Below are 464 nucleotides of genomic sequence, written 5' to 3' on the forward strand. Positions count from 1 at the left end.
TGTATTTTGCAATAGAAAAGTGCAGAGAAATGCAATTAAAAATGCAGAGGTTTGCCACCCATTTAATTCCTTTTCGACAATGCGTGGGACAGTCTATAGCTCTCGCCATGAAAAGAGATGATATGGGCGTGATGAATTAGCCTGTCCACTAACGCTGCTGTTAATCGAGAATCTGTAAAGATCCGGTTCCATTGACTAAATTCTAAGTTAGATGTAATAATTACGCTTTTCTGTTCATAAAACTCCGATATGATTTGGAATAATAATTCAGCTCCTTCTTTACTAAATGGTAAGTATCCCATTTCATCTAAAATGACCAAATCAACCTTCTCCATCCGTTTTCTAAATGCTGATAAACGGTTGTTACGTAAAGCTTGCTCTAATTCCTCAACTAGGTGAGCAACACGGTAAAAACGAACCTCATAACCTAGTTCACAAGCTTTTCTCCCTAGTCCTGTGGCTAA

General features: G+C 37.9%; 1 protein-coding gene. It reads right to left on the bottom strand.

Features of this window, described 5'->3' with window-relative positions:
• Positions 1-62 precede the first annotated feature (62 nt).
• On the bottom strand, positions 63-464 hold a 402-nt coding region (locus IC21_RS16245; protein WP_162130222.1), incomplete at its 5' end, for an ATP-binding protein.

The sequence above is a fragment of the Heyndrickxia coagulans DSM 1 = ATCC 7050 genome, assembly GCF_000290615.1.
Lineage (GTDB): Bacteria > Bacillota > Bacilli > Bacillales > Bacillaceae_C > Weizmannia > Weizmannia coagulans.